Origin of the sequence: Paenibacillus sp. 2TAF8, assembly GCF_052114825.1 — a bacterium.
Classification (GTDB): Bacteria; Bacillota; Bacilli; order Paenibacillales; family Paenibacillaceae; genus Paenibacillus.
This window is the reverse complement of sequence record NZ_JBFRFN010000027.1, coordinates 53,431-67,639: the sequence shown is the minus strand read 5'-3', so window position 1 is coordinate 67,639 and position 14,209 is coordinate 53,431. Positions and strand designations below refer to the sequence as shown.

The 14,209-nt window shown below is 44.1% G+C and carries 15 protein-coding genes, 1 rRNA gene and 1 riboswitch; of the genes, 14 read left to right on the top strand and 2 right to left on the bottom strand.

The features are described from left to right. Both rrf and AB4Z30_RS26240 read left to right on the top strand, forming a co-directional pair. Positions 1–96 (top strand): 5S ribosomal RNA (gene rrf / locus AB4Z30_RS26245); the annotation flags it as partial. A 224-nt stretch (positions 97–320) separates the two neighbouring features. Continuing rightward, a complete protein-coding gene (locus tag AB4Z30_RS26240) occupies positions 321–761 on the top strand; it encodes a hypothetical protein (RefSeq protein ID WP_441930368.1) in 441 nt (146 codons plus the stop codon). A 310-nt stretch (positions 762–1,071) separates the two neighbouring features. Here the strand turns inward: AB4Z30_RS26240 and AB4Z30_RS26235 are convergent, their stop codons facing one another. Beyond that, positions 1,072–1,596, bottom strand: a complete 525-nt coding sequence (locus tag AB4Z30_RS26235) for a hypothetical protein (protein WP_441930367.1) — start codon at positions 1,594–1,596, stop codon at positions 1,072–1,074. Between the two features lie 414 nt (positions 1,597–2,010). Here AB4Z30_RS26235 and AB4Z30_RS26230 point away from each other — a divergent pair, with 414 nt between their 5' ends. The 10 genes from AB4Z30_RS26230 to rsmI all read left to right on the top strand — a co-directional run bounded on the left by AB4Z30_RS26230 (position 2,011) and on the right by rsmI (position 10,485). Next, a complete protein-coding gene (locus tag AB4Z30_RS26230) occupies positions 2,011–2,196 on the top strand; it encodes a sigma factor G inhibitor Gin (RefSeq protein ID WP_441930366.1) in 186 nt (61 codons plus the stop codon). A 187-nt stretch (positions 2,197–2,383) separates the two neighbouring features. Further along, complete coding sequence (locus AB4Z30_RS26225) at positions 2,384–4,177, top strand: aminotransferase class I/II-fold pyridoxal phosphate-dependent enzyme (RefSeq protein WP_441930365.1); 1,794 nt, start codon at positions 2,384–2,386, stop codon at positions 4,175–4,177. Between the two features lie 437 nt (positions 4,178–4,614). Further along, positions 4,615–5,262: a dTMP kinase gene (tmk, locus tag AB4Z30_RS26220; protein ID WP_441930364.1), complete on the top strand. Its 648-nt coding sequence runs from the start codon at positions 4,615–4,617 to the stop codon at positions 5,260–5,262. Positions 5,263–5,324: 62 nt separating this feature from the next. Beyond that, positions 5,325–5,654 carry a cyclic-di-AMP receptor gene (locus tag AB4Z30_RS26215; protein ID WP_047914178.1) on the top strand — a complete coding sequence of 110 codons (330 nt, stop codon included), beginning with the start codon at positions 5,325–5,327 and terminating at the stop codon, positions 5,652–5,654. 354 nt (positions 5,655–6,008) lie between these two features. After that, the gene (locus AB4Z30_RS26210; RefSeq protein ID WP_090924593.1) at positions 6,009–6,452 is read left to right on the top strand and encodes a YaaR family protein; all 444 of its coding nucleotides are present in this window, start codon (positions 6,009–6,011) and stop codon (positions 6,450–6,452) included. Between the two features lie 9 nt (positions 6,453–6,461). Beyond that, positions 6,462–7,433, top strand: a complete 972-nt coding sequence (holB, locus tag AB4Z30_RS26205) for a DNA polymerase III subunit delta' (protein ID WP_441930363.1) — start codon at positions 6,462–6,464, stop codon at positions 7,431–7,433. A gap of 114 nt (positions 7,434–7,547) precedes the next feature. Continuing rightward, a complete protein-coding gene (locus tag AB4Z30_RS26200; RefSeq protein WP_090924595.1) occupies positions 7,548–8,348 on the top strand; it encodes a PSP1 domain-containing protein in 801 nt (266 codons plus the stop codon). A 28-nt stretch (positions 8,349–8,376) separates the two neighbouring features. Next, a complete protein-coding gene (locus AB4Z30_RS26195; protein ID WP_441930362.1) occupies positions 8,377–8,745 on the top strand; it encodes an initiation-control protein YabA in 369 nt (122 codons plus the stop codon). 75 nt (positions 8,746–8,820) lie between these two features. Next, a complete protein-coding gene (locus AB4Z30_RS26190; RefSeq protein WP_441930361.1) occupies positions 8,821–9,600 on the top strand; it encodes a tRNA1(Val) (adenine(37)-N6)-methyltransferase in 780 nt (259 codons plus the stop codon). Further along, positions 9,601–10,485, top strand: a complete 885-nt coding sequence (gene rsmI / locus AB4Z30_RS26185) for a 16S rRNA (cytidine(1402)-2'-O)-methyltransferase (protein ID WP_441930360.1) — start codon at positions 9,601–9,603, stop codon at positions 10,483–10,485. A 238-nt stretch (positions 10,486–10,723) separates the two neighbouring features. Here the strand turns inward: rsmI and AB4Z30_RS26180 are convergent, their stop codons facing one another. Further along, a complete protein-coding gene (locus AB4Z30_RS26180; protein WP_017691383.1) occupies positions 10,724–10,978 on the bottom strand; it encodes an AbrB/MazE/SpoVT family DNA-binding domain-containing protein in 255 nt (84 codons plus the stop codon). Positions 10,979–11,306: 328 nt separating this feature from the next. On the opposite strand from AB4Z30_RS26180, the gene AB4Z30_RS26175 reads away from it, so the two are divergent. Both AB4Z30_RS26175 and AB4Z30_RS26170 read left to right on the top strand, forming a co-directional pair. Then, positions 11,307–12,584 (top strand): HD domain-containing protein, encoded by a 1,278-nt coding sequence (locus AB4Z30_RS26175; RefSeq protein WP_441930359.1) that lies wholly within the window; start codon positions 11,307–11,309, stop codon positions 12,582–12,584. A gap of 340 nt (positions 12,585–12,924) precedes the next feature. Next, on the top strand, positions 12,925–13,692 hold the full coding sequence (locus AB4Z30_RS26170) for a TatD family hydrolase (protein ID WP_441930358.1): 768 nt from the start codon (positions 12,925–12,927) through the stop codon (positions 13,690–13,692). A 241-nt stretch (positions 13,693–13,933) separates the two neighbouring features. Then, positions 13,934–14,187, top strand: a riboswitch (cyclic di-AMP (ydaO/yuaA leader). Positions 14,188–14,209: the final 22 nt, after the last annotated feature.

The following is a 14,209-nucleotide window of genomic DNA, read 5'->3' as shown; positions in this document are numbered from 1 at the left end:
GTTCCACACGTACCCATCCCGAACACGACCGTTAAGCCCTCTAGCGCCGATGGTACTTGGACCGCAGGGTCCTGGGAGAGTAGGACGCCGCCAAGCAAAGAACCACTGCCGATGTAATTCGGTGGTGGTTTTTATTTTTGTTCATTAAAAGAAACGAAAAGCTCTGATGCAGGTATAAAGCTCTGACATCTTCGTTATGGGAAGGTAACATTTTTGTTACGGATGACAGGGATAAAACCAGTATAATAGGACTATGTTAAATATGCTAAAAGTACCTGACCGAAGAGCTGGATTGTGCAGCTGTGAAAAGGAGGGTGTGTGTGTTAAGTTGGCGGAGATTAGGACTCCATTCGTTTCTGTTGCTTTGTCTGGCAATAGTCCTTGCAGGATGCGGTGAAGCTTCAGGTTCTATGTGGATCTCATATGAAGGTGCAGTTAACGAAAAGAGTTTCCCTGTACCAAAAGTAGCGAATAAATCTGACCAGTCCGAAAATAACTCGGATATGGATTATGTTCGATATACATTGTCTGGAATCAGTGAAAGTACTAGCTTGCCTGAGGTATACCTTGATGAGATAAAAAGTTGGGGATGGACGGAAAGACAGGCCAAACGGTCGTCGAATGCCTCCAGTAACTTGCATGTTTTCTCTAAGGATGGACACATTGTACAGTTGGCTGTTCATGATGGTTCTTTTACTATAATGGTTCCTAGAAATGAAACAACGCAGACAACAATCAAATCACTTGGTGAAGAGGATTGAATCTGATTTTGTTAACGTGTACGGATTAACATTGTGTTGTTCCTAATAAGTGTAAGTTCTCATCGAGTGAGGTGAGGGCTTTTTTTATGTGATCAGAAGTTGAAGACTTCAGAAATTTGAGGTTACAGATAAAGATTGCATAGAAGGCTAGCATAACTGAATCAAACGTAAGGTACACTTCAAGACGGAGATGTTTTTGGAATACATATTTGTGGATAAAAAACAGAAAGAAAAATAAGGAAAAAGGTTATCCACTGTGGATAACCTTTTTTTGGAGATGGAAGAAGGATAGTAAGTGAATATAACTAGTTTACTGCAAGTAATAAGATACATCTTGATCATTTAATTTGATAAGACCATCTTTACGTCCACGAGCGAGAATCAGCACAACGTATAAACGAGGTCCAAGTAACCACAAATGCCAGAATATGAGGGACAGTGTGAATGATACTGGAGACCATAGCAGGCAAACGGTAATGATACACAATCCAATCCAACTCATGTTCAGGTGAACCCGGACAAACATACGGTAACTAAAGTGCTGATCTGGTATGTAGCCAAACCAGGGCATACGTAAGTTCCAGTGCCAACGCTTGGTATACGAGGTACGAACGAGCAGTAATATGGTTCTTGCAATGACATAATGGATCCAGACGGTTATCGGCCCTGCCAGTAAAAAGAAGAAGAGGCCGTTCCAGGAGAAGGCTAACAGATTGAATAAGAGCATGATAACAGGAAGACACAAGTAGCTGTAAATAACACTACGAGCGATGGATTTCTTTTTCAGAAGGCGGTATTGATAAAAGGTTGCCTTATTCTCCGGTTCGGCGATCATACGATTTTAAATCCTCCTTCAAATATACGAGTAAGTAGTAGAGTAGTGCATGCATATGTATTGAGAAAATAAAGAGGGTGATGAAAGTATTTATGAGACGTGTCAGACTTTGTTATCGTTATCATATCTTATATATCGGCTGAAATTCCAAGTTTTTTTAAGGTTATTATATCGTAGATTGGATCAGCGTAAAGCGATATAGGGAAATACCGTGTATTTCATGAAAAGAGAACGGGGATTGGATCGAAGGATAAACGTTTACTGGGAACAATTAATTGTATATTATCTGTACAGACACCTATTAAGGGTGGAGCGAATATATATATTTTATAGAAAGAAAGCACTATGAAAATGTTTAAAATAATAGAAACTGTGCAATACTGATAGTAAACGTAAAACAAGGTGGGATGGTTCATGGAAGAACATGCCGAACACACATGTATTATTTGCGAGCAGTGGAAGAGAGAAGGCATTTTTATTGTATCTGAATTCATATGTGATGCTTGTGAATCAGAGATGGTTCATACTGACGCGCAGGATGCGAAGTATAACTTTTTTATTCATCAGATGAAGCAGATTTGGGTGCAAAAGAACGCTTAAGAATGGCTTATTCTCCACATAGAGGTTAGACATGAATATGGTGATATTGTTGATTATATATAGGCCCGCGAGGCCTTTTTTTGTTTGAGAGGGGTTTACCTTGTCTGACATGTGCAGAAAGCGTATGCTGAAATAAAGAGTGCAGATGCATGATTTACGAAATTAACAGTAACAGGATGGATATCAGATGAACGAAAACAATATATCAGGTGTAGGGAAAGAGAAGGCTCCTCTATATGAAGCGTTGCTCACATATCGTGATTCGAAGCAGCGTTCATTTCATGTGCCAGGGCACAAAAATGGACAAGTCTATCAGCAATGGATGCAGCAATCCGACGTGGTGGGAGAGGTCCAGCAAGAAGAAATAGGAAATACTGTAGAGGTCGGGAACACTCTAAGAGCGAAACAAAAGAGGCAGGATGAGCAGGGAAATGAAGAAGATCAGAGAAAAGAGGCGGAACAAAGCAAAGTGACAGCTGGTTCGTTGAAGAACTCATACTGTTCCAAACATGTCGTACCAGTGCATGCTTATCTGGACATGATGGAAATGGACGTTACGGAGATTACCGGCATGGACGATCTTCATCACCCGGAGGGAGTGATCAAGGAAGCACAGGAACTTGCGGCAGATTGTTTTGGCGCGGAAGAAAGTTTCTTTCTGGTTGGGGGTAGTACAGCAGGTAACCTGTCTTTATTGCTCGCGATCTGTGATGAACCAGGGAGCATCGTGCTGGTACAGCGTAATGTACATAAATCTGTTATTCATGGATTGATGCTAGCGGGCGCAAGAGCGGTATTTCTGGAGCCATGGGTTGATGCTGGATCTGGACTTGCTGTCATGCCGCCGATTGAGGTGGTTCAGGCTGCTGTGCAGAAGTATCCTGAGGCAAAGGGCGTGTTTATCACGTTGCCGAATTATTACGGCATGGGTGCGGATCTGACGCCTATTGCTAGGGTTTGCCACGAGGCTGGCATGCCTCTACTCGTGGATGAAGCGCATGGCGCGCATTATGGGCAGCATCCGGAGCTGCCTGTCTCTGCACTGTCCTGCGGAGCAGACGGTGTAGTGCAGTCGACGCATAAGATGCTGGCCGCTTTCACCATGGGAGCCATGTTGCACATTCAGGGGCCGCGATTGAATCGGTCCCTGCTTCGGCAGCGTCTGGCCATGGTGCAGAGCTCAAGCCCATCCTACCCGGTGATGGCTTCGCTTGATCTGTCGCGCCGGCTATTGCATGTGCACGGCGCGGATGCTTTCACGGCAGGACTTGCTGCCGTGAAAGCATTGAAGCGTGGCCTCGCAGAGCTGCCGCGCTTTCAATGGCTGCAGCCTGTGGACATGCTGCAGCAAGAGCCTGCCTACGGCGATGAAGTTCCGGCGGCGATGCCTGGCCGCAGAGGATACACTGCTCAGGACCCATTCAAGGTCGTCATTTATGACGACACAGGGGTACTGAGCGGTTATGGGCTGCAGCAGCAACTGGAAGCTTGCGGCTGCGTGCCAGAGATGAGTGACGAACGATACGTCGTCTTGCTCTTCAGTCTTGGCTCGACATTGCAGGATGCCGAGCATGTGCTACAGGCTTTGAAGTATATTAGCACTACCTGTACACCAGAACATTCACTGTCATCAACAGAGCCTGTAAAACCAGATTCTCTAAGTGGTCCACCATCACCATCCTACGTTTCCACGTGGAACAATATAGCAGAAAGTGAACCTTTCTCAGAGCCTGTTGCTTTCTCTCTTCAACCGATCATGGACATAGATACGATTGAGGTACTGATCGAAGATTGTGCAGGCTATCAATCAGCAGAGATGGTTATTCCCTATCCTCCAGGGATTCCATTAGTGTATCCCGGTGAGCGAATACATTCAAAGGTTGCAGAGCGGATTCAAATTCTACGCGATGCAGGGGCCAAATTTCAGGGGATTTCAGACCATACCAATCAGAAATTAAAGATCTTGAAGCCTGGGTTATAGAAGTACTCGTATGTGAAGCCAGTAAAAGGCATATCAGGTTCATCATGAAGGTGAACATCATAATTAAAATAGATGAACTTCTAGGATCACTTTGGAATAAAGACTACTCCAGAACTGTTGTGAGTATTAGAAACTTCTATTCATTACTCATCAAGTTCCGGCGAAGAAGCTGTTTTGATAAGTTGACATTTTAAGAATAGTGTCTTCGGTTAAATCATCATATGGTTGAAAAAGGACACATGCTGCCTGTTGGAGTAAAAGCCCCGTTATAGTATGATAGAAAGAAAACAAGCTTGTATTATTTTAGTGTTATTAAATGCAGTTGCTCCTATACACCTCTGGGCGAAGGAGATCATATCCTAAAAGCAAGAGGGTCTGGGCAAATGCATAATGGCCACGAATGGATGCAGCTATGAATACAGAAGGCAGGGAAGCATATGCAGGGCAGAGGCAAATTCATTACGCTGGAAGGAGGAGAGGGTTCAGGGAAAACGACGATGATCGGTAGAATCGGTTCTTATTTTGAAGAACGGGGTATACCTTACCTAGTCACAAGAGAGCCTGGCGGGATTGAGATTGCAGAGAAAATACGCAGCATCATCCTTGACCCTCTTCATACGGCGATGGATGCCCGAACCGAAGCACTGCTCTATGCAGCTGCACGCAGTCAGCATCTAGCGGAGAAGGTAGAACCAGCACTGCAAGCTGGCATAACTGTGATCTGTGACCGTTTTGTAGATAGCAGTCTGGCCTATCAAGGATATGCTCGCGGCCTCGGAATGGAGAATGTATGGGCAATCAATCGATTTGCGATTGGGGATCTGATGCCCGACATGACACTTTATCTGGATATTGAGCCAGAAGAGGGGCTTGGTCGTATTGAAGCCCACGATGGTCGTGAGATTAACCGTCTTGATCTGGAGAATCTGGAGTTTCATCGCAAAGTACGTGAAGCTTACTTCCTGCTCAAGAAACAGTTTCCGGAGCGGATCAAAGTTATCGATGCTTCGATGGCTCCTGATGAGGTGGAAAAAGCGATGATTTTGTCGCTAGAGACCGGAGTTTTGAAGGATTTTGACGAGTAATTGTCTAATATATAGACAGGGCATTTTGTTAGAAATGCTTATTCTAAAGGAGGTTATGCAGGATGAAACTGATTGTTGCGATTATACAGGATAAAGACAGCAACCGATTATCCAGCGCATTGGTCAAAGCGAACTTTCGGGCAACCAAGCTTGCCAGTACCGGTGGATTTTTGAAGGCAGGCAACACGACGTTTATGATCGGTGTCGATGATAGTCAAGTCGAGTCCGTGATGAACGTTATTCGCAGCAGTTGTAAGGTTCGTGAACAGCTCGTAACTCCGGTTACACCGATGAGCGGAACGACCGACTCTTACCTGCCGCTGCCTGTTGAAGTCCAAGTTGGTGGAGCAACTGTATTTGTTCTTCCGGTAGATCGTTTCGAACATTTCTAATGCGTTATGTGCATGAAATTCCATGAGTGTTTTTCATTATCGATAGCATGATTGCATCTTGCAAGAAGATAACGAAGGATGTAAAAGGACGTATCCGGTATGCATACGTGCCACTTATGGAGCGCCCTTCTTGATAACAAGAACCGGCACATCTCTCTCCCAAAAGAGACATTATTCCGAAATAATATGCTTCTTTTGGGAGAGGCGACTTAGAATACAATTGTAGATAAGATTATCTTTCTACCATTATATATACAGTGTATCTCAACCTATAAGGTCCATCTTACGCACAGGCGCAATGCGCTCTGTGCTGATGTGCGATTGGCCTAACGATGATAGAAAGCAGGCGTGTCCATGAAAATCAATCCTGGATTTAGACCGCTACAGACTGGAATCAATACGAATGATTCAGGCTCGAAGCCGGTTCAATCCAAAAATTTCTCTGATATGATGAACCACCAAGGGGAACGTGCTTCCCAGGCAGAGCTTAACCGTCGATTAAGCGAAATCCAGCTTCAAGGCGATCGTTTGGCTCGATCCATGACGATTCGTGAACTTAAGGCATACAAGCAGCTTGTTAAAAGATTTCTGGAAGAGACGGTCCGCCGCGGTGTATCTATGAAAGAGACAAGGGGTTGGGATCGCCGCGGCAGGGGTAAACGATATAAACTGATTGATGAGATTGACTCGGCTCTGTTATCTATGGCAGATGAATTGCTGGATACAGAAGAGGGGAAAATCTCTCTTTTACAACAAGTAGGAGAAATTCGGGGAATGCTTATTAATTTAAGCTTCTGAGGAGGAAGTATGTCCTTTCAACAGATTATGGGCCAGCAGGCAGCCAAGCAATTGTTACAGAGCAGTTTGAGACGTCAGGCCATCAGTCATGCATATTTGTTTAGCGGCCCATCTGGCAGTGGGCAGTTACAGACAGCAATGGCATTTGCCAAGGCAATCTTCTGCACAGAGCTTGAGGATGACGCTTGCGGGCAATGTCTTGAATGCCGCAAAGTAGAACATGGAAACCATCCAGACCTGACGATGCTTGCTCCGGATGGCAATAACATTAAAATAGATCAGATTCGGGATTTGCAGCGTATTTTCTCCTATCGTTCGGAAGCTGGGTATCCCAAAGTATATATTATAGAGCAAGCTGAGAAAATGACGGTTCAGGCGGCAAACAGCTTGTTGAAATTTCTGGAGGAACCTCAAGTTCCGGCGGTAGGCATTCTTATTACAGATAATGGACAGGCCATGTTACCTACCATTCGCTCACGTTCTCAGATGGTGCCGTTCAGTGCTCTGAATCCGGAGGAAATGCTTCAATCGTTGATTGAGGAAGGTTATCCTGTGAATCTTGCACGCTCAGCTGTCCATTTAGCGTCAGGATTGGAAGCAAGTAGAGAAATTCTCCAGCAGAATTGGTTTGCAGAAATTAGAAACGTAATGTTACAATTAGGGAAGGAGTCCCTGGGCAGAGGAAGTACATCTTTGATCTCGGCACAGCAGAAGCTTTTCAAAACAGGACTCTCAGAACACCTGGACATGCTGCTTAGTTTGTTCCATTTGTGGTTCAGGGACATGCTGTATGTTCAGTACGGTAGGCATGAACATATCGTTTTTATAGATCAGTTAGACATGCTGTCTCAGTTGGCAAATACCCGCAGCACAGAGCAGTGGGTCTCCTATATGGATTTGGCCGCGGCATGCAGAAAAAAATTGCGTTTTAATGTCAATGGCCAGCTTTGTCTGGAGCAATTTTTGATCGGTTTGGCATAAGGCTGGAGGATCGTGTGAGTTCCAATCCTATGCAAACGGTTATAACTTCGGCGGGTTCCCTAAGAAGTCAGGGCTTCAGACGAAGTGGGGTTGGCTTACAAGGGGGTTAATTTTTTGTATAGTGTAGTGGGTGTCCGTTTCAAAAAGGCGGGCAAAATTTATTACTTCGATCCCCTGGACCTTCCCATCGAGAAAGAAAACTGTGTGATCGTGGAAACGGCGCGAGGGGTTGAGTACGGTAAGGTTGTCGTGGGCAAGAAGGAAGTTGGCGAGGCTGATGTGGTTTTGCCGCTCAAAAAGGTTATCCGCGTTGCAGGCGATACAGATGCCCGTGTGGTGGATGAGAACAAGCGTGCAGCCAAAGAGGCATTCGGCACTTGTTTAAATAAAATCAGAGACCATGGCCTCAAAATGAAGCTGGTCGATGTAGAATTCACGTTTGATCGCAATAAAATTATTTTTTATTTTACAGCAGAAGGAAGAGTCGATTTCCGCGAGCTGGTCAAGGATCTGGCAAGCATCTTCCGGACACGAATCGAACTGAGACAGATTGGTGTTCGTGATGAAGCAAAAATGCTCGGCGGAATAGGGCCTTGCGGACGTGTATTATGTTGTTCCTCCTGGCTGGGGGACTTTGAGCCGGTATCAATCAAGATGGCTAAAGATCAAAGCCTGTCACTGAATCCGACGAAAATTTCAGGGTTGTGCGGAAGACTTATGTGCTGTCTGAAATTTGAGCATGATAATTATGAGAGCGTGAGAGAAGAGCTGCCGGCTGTAGGCAAACTGGTTGTCACCTCAATGGGTGAAGGCAAAGTTGTCGGAATTAATGCTGGTAACCGCACGGTGCATGTTCAACTGTTCGACATCAGTAAAGTCAAAGAACTTCCGCTGGATGACGTCGTTATCAAGTAAACCATAAAGGTTGCTTCGGGGTGGAAACTTGGAAAAGAAAAATCTGTTTACGCACATTCATGAAATGGAAACCCAAATGGGTCAGTTGCACGGTGATTTAGCAGAATTAAAAATGATTGTCAAAGAGTTGCTGGAAGATAATCAGCGGCTTACCATCGAAAATGAGCAGTTACGCAAACTGCTTAAGCGTGAGGCGCCAGCAGATCTGCCGATCTCATCTGCTCTTGCTCCTGCCGCAAGACCGGCTGGTCCAGCTGTAGGTGAAGATGTGGTGGGCGAAGGTTACGATAACTTGGCTCGGCTGTATCATGAAGGATTCCATATCTGCAACGTCTATTATGGACATTTGCGGACGGAAGGCGATTGTCTGTTCTGCCTGTCTTTTTTGAATAAATGAAGTGACCGTAGGGATTCCCTACGGTTTTTTTTCAAGGTTATAAACGTTTAACGTACCGGAGGATGAGAGTACCCTATGACAGACCAAGAAGTAATTTTAAAAGAATCGGAGCGGGTCGATGATCTGCTTTCTCATAATCTGCAAATTATTCAAAGTGATGAAGTATTCAGTTTTTCTATGGATGCTGTATTGCTGGCCCGATTTGCTTCTGTACCGAAACGAGGACGTGTTCTGGATTTGTGCACGGGAAATGGGGTCGTGCCTATTTTACTGACAACACGTACACAGGCAAGCCTGGAAGGCATTGAGATCCAGCCAAGATTGGCCGATATGGCACGCCGGAGTGTGCAGCTGAATGAATTGGGTGAGTCCATCCATATTCGTGAGGGAGATTTGCGAGAATTGGTTAAAGAAACAGGACATGCGGTGTATGATGCCATTACGGTGAATCCCCCGTACATGCCGCTGAATGGAAGTGACCTCAAAATGAATACCCATCAGGCTATGGCACGTCATGAGATCGGATGTACACTGGAGGAAGTTATTCAAGCATGTAATCGTCTCGTGCGCAATGGGGGAAAAGTATCCATGGTTCACAGGCCGCAGCGTCTCGGCGAGATCATATCGTTGATGCGTGAATATAAGCTGGAGCCAAAGCGAATTCGTATGGTACACCCGCGTGCTCATCTGGAAGCAAACATGGTGCTGATTGAAGCGATGAAGGATGGCAAGCCAGAGGTACGCATGTTGCCGCCACTTATTGTTTACAATGAACAGGGAAGTTATTGTGATGAAATTATGGAGATATACTATGGCCAGCAGCATGCTGAACGTACGAAGGAAGGAGGAAACTAGATGTCTTTACAAATTCAGAAAAGCTTCAGTGAGCAGTCCGAACATGCAGGAAAGTTATATTTGGTTGGTACACCGATCGGAAACTTGGAGGATATGACCTTCCGGGCGATCAAGACATTGCAGGGCTGTGATATTATCGCTGCTGAAGATACACGTCAGACCCGAAAGCTACTTACTCATTTTGAGATTACACCTTCCATGCTGTTTAGCTATCATGAACATAATAAGGGTGCAAGTGGCCCTGAATTGATACGCTATATAATAGAAGGAAAAAATTTGGCACTGGTCAGTGATGCCGGATTGCCGGCTATTTCGGACCCGGGTTCTGATCTGGTGAAGCTTGCAATTGAAGCAGGTATTGCAGTGGTTCCGATCCCTGGACCGAATGCAGCATTATCAGCTCTGATCGTATCCGGATTACCCACGGAGCGTTTTACCTTTGGTGGTTTTTTGCCGCGGGAGAAAAAGGATATGCGTAAGGTACTGGAATCTTTCGATGAGTCCAATGGTACATTGCTATTTTATGAGTCCCCTCACCGGATTCGCAAAACGTTAATGTATCTGGAGGAAATTCTGGGCGAACGTTCAATTGTACTGGCTCGTGAGTTGACCAAGCGGCATGAGGAATTTGTCAGAGGTAGTCTGAAGGAATGCATGGAATGGCTCGAGGAGCACCCGCCTTTGGGTGAATACTGCCTATTGGTTGAAGGAATCAGAGAAGAAGAGCGTAAGGCTGAACGGGAGGCTTGGTGGCAGGTTCTATCGCTGGAGGAACATGTGGCACATTACGAAAATGAAGGAAACAGCCGTAAAGATGCGATGAAAAAAACAGCAACAGATCGGGGCTTGGCGAAACGAGACGTCTATAATGCATTGATTGAATAGTTAGCACTATTCAAAATACCAAATTTGGTTTTAAATACCTTAAAGAGAGATTAAATCCAAGCTTAATATAACCTTAAAATGTAAAAAGAGCAGTACACCTAAATGTGAAAGATATGTGTCTGCTCTTAAAGGTGAAAAAAGAAAACCTTCCATCGGTGGGTTCACACCGGGAAGGTCATGGAGAAATATAAAAAGGTTAGAATTAACGATTTGGATAATTCCATTATACCTGTTTTTCTTATTTTGCTACAGGTGCAGGGATTTCGGAAATACATTCGTTACAAACGATTTTACCTTTGAAGTAAGTTACGTTCTCAGCGTTACCACAGAAGATACAAGCTGGCTCGTATTTTTTGAGCATGATGCGCTCACCATCAACGTAGATTTCCAAAGCATCTTTTTCGCCAATACCAAGTGTACGACGCAATTCGATTGGAATAACTACCCGTCCCAGTTCATCCACTTTTCTTACAATACCTGTTGATTTCATCATTATAATCAGTGCTCCTCTCAGCTAACTATCATTGTCATTATTCGACATAATTTTATGTTTTATGATACTCATCATACCAACGATTCCCAAAACAGTCAACCTTAAAATTAGCTTAAAATATAGGGTGTTTTTCTTAAGTTTACTGGTGGTAAGGGATTAAGAGCAATTTTTCGTATATGAACATCCATGTAAGCTTTGTCGATTTGGAAACCGACAAAAGTGCTTTATTCGACAAAATTCGTCATAGTGTGTCGAATCTTTGTTGGGAAATGAAGCTGGAAGCGTTATTCTTTAAGGCAAGAGAACATTATAAAAGGAGTGAATCGAAATGGAACATCGTCTGACAGAAGAAAAAGTATTTAAAGATCCGGTACATAATTACATTCATGTGCAAGAACCGATTATATGGCAACTGATCAATACACCTGAATTTCAGAGGCTACGTCGTATTCGTCAACTAGGGACATCTTATCTTACTTTTCACGGGGCAGAGCACAGTCGCTTCTCTCATTCCCTAGGCGTATACGAGATTACTCGCAAAATTATCTCTCAGTTTGAACGAAGTCACTATTCCGACTGGCCGAAGGAAGAAAAGCTGGTGACATTGTGCGCAGCCTTACTTCATGATCTTGGACATGGACCGTTCTCTCATTCTATTGAAGAGGCTTTTGATATGAATCATGAAGATTGGACATGCCGCATTATCAAGGGTGACACCGAAGTAGGGGCGATTCTAAGACGATATGCTCCTGATTTTGACGAGAAAGTGGCTTCAGTTATCCAGAAGACGTATGATAAACCGATTGTCGTAAATCTGGTGACCAGTCCACTTGATGCGGACCGAATGGATTACTTGCTCAGAGATGCCTACTTTACAGGAGTAAATTATGGCACAATTGACCTGGATCGCATTCTTCGTATGTTGCGTCCGTTTCATGGACGAATTGTAGTCAAAGAGTCTGGCATGCATGCTGTAGAAGATTATCTAATGTCGCGCTACCAGATGTATTGGCAAATTTACTTCCATCCTGTGACACGCAGCTCCGAGATTATATTACGGCAAATCTTCAAACGGGCAAAAGAACTTGTGAAGCAAGGCTTTCCATTCCATTTCATGGTGGAGCCACTGCCAAAACTGTTTCTTGGAGAAATTTCAGTTGATGAATATCTGCAGCTTGATGAATCATTAATTCAAACAGCTTTTATGCAGTGGCGTAAGGAGGACGATTCTGTTCTGAGTGAGTTATGCGAACGTTTTATGAATCGCAGGTTGTATAAGTATGTGGAACTCGAACAGATGGATCTGGATATGATCGAAGAAATTCGGGAAGCGTTTGTAAAAGCAGGACTGAATCCCGAGTACGATCTTGAAATTGATTTTCCAACGGATAATCCGTATGATGTGTTTCGTCCAGATCAATCCATGGATAAACAAATTCTTTTGCTGGATCGGCAGGACAAGCTACATGAGTTATCAGAAGTTTCTGATATTGTGCGTTCTATCAGCGGACTTCATCTGGGCAAACATCATCTGTACTATCCGCAAAATAAGGTGGATGCTATCCTACATGAATTACCGTCCTATATACGCCCCTATTTTCTGTAATCATGAGTAATGCAGCCGGGTGAAACATTTTGATACTAAAAGACTTTCTAAGAGAGCTATTTTACATGATACATTAATCTGCTTTAATGGGGAGGATGTGTAGATCGACATAATTTTGTAATCTGTGTGAGTAAATATACAGTTTCGCACACCTGTTCTTGCAAGATGTTGATTTGACTTTTTATTTTTCTTCTATATATAGTAGCTTGAGCATTGAAAATGAAAACAACTGAAATGATTGCTTGTCCCAATCAATTTATGATGGAAAAAATAATTTTCGAATTCAAGTACAGGAAATAATCTAAATTTAACTTTCGACATGAAGGGAGAAATAAAGAGAATGTTATTCGACACACATACACATCTCGATGCACCACAATTCGACGAAGACCGAGAGGACATGATCCAGCGGGCCATTGATGCAGGCGTTACTCGTATGATCAACATTGGCTTTAATCGGGAAACCATTCCGACAACGTTGAAATTGGCTGAAACGTATGAATTTATCCATGCAGCTGTAGGGTGGCACCCGGTGGATGCAATCACGATGCAAGAGGGGGACCTGGAATGGATTGCATCATTGTGCAAACATGAAAAAGTGGTAGCTATCGGTGAAATTGGTCTAGACTATCATTGGGACACTTCGCCGAAGGAGGTACAGCACCGCGTATTACGACAACAAATTGCTCTGGCACGTGAATTAAATATGCCCATTGTTATCCATAATCGGGATGCTCATGAGGATATTGTGCGTATTTTGCGTGAAGAGAAGGCTGGGGAGGTCGGCGGTGTGATGCATTCCTTCTCAGGCAGCTGGGAAACAGCGAAAATGTGTCTGGATTTAGGATTCCATTTGTCCTTTGGCGGACCCGTCACATTTAAGAATGCAAAACAGCCTAAAGAGGTGCTAGCCAAAGTGCCGATGGATCGATTTTTCCTGGAAACAGACTCCCCGTATCTGACACCCCACCCTTATCGTGGAAAACGGAATGAGACAGCGCATGTACGTCTGGTTGCCGAAGCAGCTGCGGAAATTAAAGGCATTTCGGTGGAGGAAATTGCTGCAATAACCACCAAAAATGCCATGGAACGTTTTGGGATTCGGTAAGAAAACGAGTAAATCAGGTGAAAAAGGGAGTTATAGAGAGGTAATTTGCCCTTAGCCTCGAATAATTGAAGAATATTACAATATTTTAACCAAATATTTAGAAAAACGTACTTGATCCACGCTTTACAACATGCATCAAAACAGGATATCATCTTTTCAGTGAATTGTTGTGCGGAAAATTGGACAGATGTTCGGGGGATGAACAAAGGGACACTTTCCGATTAAACAACATTACTTTCATGAATCAATCTCGCTGAGTCTCCGTTATCGGAGAGCGGGGGAACCAATAGGGCTTAAACATCGGTGATTTAAGCCGGTGCGCATCGTTCGCTGACCCAAAAGCAGCGGAATGTTCTGCGAAGCCGTATTTGATTTCTTCTTTGGGTCTCGGGGTGAATTCAAGGGCATCCGCCATGAGCGGGTGGCCTAAGATAGGGCGGCTCTCTTTCGCCCGAACCCGACAGCTAACCTCGCAAGCGGAAAAAGAGAGGCAACCTCGTGCATGAATTTCCGATAT

Coding starts and splice junctions, on each gene's coding strand:
- AB4Z30_RS26190 (WP_441930361.1), top strand. CDS start 8,821: ATGACAGACCAAGAAGTAATTTTAAAAGAATCGGAGCGGGTCGATGAT.
- tmk (WP_441930364.1), top strand. CDS start 4,615: ATGCAGGGCAGAGGCAAATTCATTACGCTGGAAGGAGGAGAGGGTTCA.
- AB4Z30_RS26175 (WP_441930359.1), top strand. CDS start 11,307: ATGGAACATCGTCTGACAGAAGAAAAAGTATTTAAAGATCCGGTACAT.
- AB4Z30_RS26235 (WP_441930367.1), bottom strand. CDS start 1,596: ATGATCGCCGAACCGGAGAATAAGGCAACCTTTTATCAATACCGCCTT.
- AB4Z30_RS26215 (WP_047914178.1), top strand. CDS start 5,325: ATGAAACTGATTGTTGCGATTATACAGGATAAAGACAGCAACCGATTA.
- AB4Z30_RS26180 (WP_017691383.1), bottom strand. CDS start 10,978: ATGATGAAATCAACAGGTATTGTAAGAAAAGTGGATGAACTGGGACGG.
- AB4Z30_RS26170 (WP_441930358.1), top strand. CDS start 12,925: ATGTTATTCGACACACATACACATCTCGATGCACCACAATTCGACGAA.
- AB4Z30_RS26210 (WP_090924593.1), top strand. CDS start 6,009: ATGAAAATCAATCCTGGATTTAGACCGCTACAGACTGGAATCAATACG.
- AB4Z30_RS26230 (WP_441930366.1), top strand. CDS start 2,011: ATGGAAGAACATGCCGAACACACATGTATTATTTGCGAGCAGTGGAAG.
- AB4Z30_RS26225 (WP_441930365.1), top strand. CDS start 2,384: ATGAACGAAAACAATATATCAGGTGTAGGGAAAGAGAAGGCTCCTCTA.
- rsmI (WP_441930360.1), top strand. CDS start 9,601: ATGTCTTTACAAATTCAGAAAAGCTTCAGTGAGCAGTCCGAACATGCA.
- holB (WP_441930363.1), top strand. CDS start 6,462: ATGTCCTTTCAACAGATTATGGGCCAGCAGGCAGCCAAGCAATTGTTA.